Genomic DNA, 1,418 nt, shown 5'->3' with positions numbered 1-1,418 from the left:
TCTCAGTGTCAGAATCACCACCACCTCAGACGGTACCGGCAACTGATCGGCCCGGAAGCCATCGTCCGGAAGACGGGTCTGCATTGCTGTTTATTTCCTGCCGGCAACCGGCATACCCATATATAAGCAACTGTCTTGAACGTAAAAATTATGGAGCAACATGATGGTACGATTCATTCCATTCTTCGTTCTTTCTGAACATCGCATTCAGGATGGTCAGCAGTTTGCGCATACAGGCAACCAGCGCTACTTTTTTAGGTTTTCCTGCTGCAACCAGCCGGGTATAAAACGCTTTAATAACTGGATTGCAGCGGGTTGCTACGAGTGCGGCCATGTACAGCGCAGTTCGCACACCCGCCCGACCACCAAAGATGGTTCGTCGGCCTCTCATCGTGCCAGAGTCCCGGTTTACCGGGGCAACGCCCACGAGAGCGCTAATTTCTCGTCTCGAGAGACGCCCCAGTTCAGGAACCTCGGCCAGCAGTGCGGCCACTGTCATGGCACCGATGCCCTTAATGCTACTCAATCGCTCAGAGAGCTCTTTGAAGTGGCTTCGGATATGGTTATTCATATCGTCATCGATCCGCGCAAGCTCGTCTTCCAGCGCTTTGATGATGGTATTAATGCTTTTTCTGCTTTGTGGGTGAGCAGGGTGCAACCTGTTTCGCTCAGCAACCTGCATAGCGATCAACTGCCGTCTGCGAACTACCATTGCATTGAGAACCTGACGTTCTGCATCCGGCAAAGCCCGGATAAAACGGCTACGTTCCGGATGGCGATTGATAACCTCGGCCATCTGCGCAAGTACTCTCGCATCAATACGGTCGGTCTTCGCCAGGTATCCCATAGCACGGGCAAAGTCACGAGCCTGCCGGGGATTGACCACAGCGAGCTCAAAACCTTCGGCCTGAAGGGCACAGGCAACAGCAGCTTCAAGCCCTCCGGTAGCTTCCATCAGCACAAGCGCAACGGAGTGCTTCCTCAGCTCAGCAATGATGGAATCAAAACCGTCAGCGTCATTGGCAATCGAAAATGGCTCAATTGTGCTGCTGGCAGCAATGTCCAGCGTTGCTTTCGAAACATCAATACCTACACAGAGTGGACCTGGCAGACTCATTATTACCCATCCTTGCAAATGCGTTATGGAGTACGGACAACTGTTCGGGTTTCAGATGAGTGGCTCAGCGTATGCGCCAGTCGCTTATTTACGGGCTTAAAACCCCAGGAGGAATCAGGCTGCATACACCGTGCCAAATCTATTCATCGTTATGTTAGCTAAATTTCAAGATACAAGGAGGAGCAACCGTGAATTACTCACTGTCACAGTCATCCAACCAGTTGCTGTTCACCCTGATTGCCGAGCTGAAATCCGGAAACCTGAAGCGCGGTGAAGCCCTGGGGCTGACGCCCGAAGAGAT

1 protein-coding gene is annotated in these 1,418 nt (G+C 52.3%); it reads right to left on the bottom strand.

Annotated features, from left to right (window positions below):
* Nucleotides 1-148: 148 nt before the first annotated feature.
* Nucleotides 149-1,117, bottom strand: coding sequence for an IS110 family RNA-guided transposase (locus tag BZK42_RS27810; protein ID WP_080861594.1), 969 nt, complete (start codon nucleotides 1,115-1,117; stop codon nucleotides 149-151).
* Nucleotides 1,118-1,418 lie beyond the last annotated feature (301 nt).

Source organism: Citrobacter braakii (genome assembly GCF_002075345.1).
Classification (GTDB): domain Bacteria; phylum Pseudomonadota; class Gammaproteobacteria; order Enterobacterales; family Enterobacteriaceae; genus Citrobacter; species Citrobacter braakii.
Note: the sequence above shows the minus strand (reverse complement) of the source record. Positions and strands in the feature narration are given on the sequence as shown.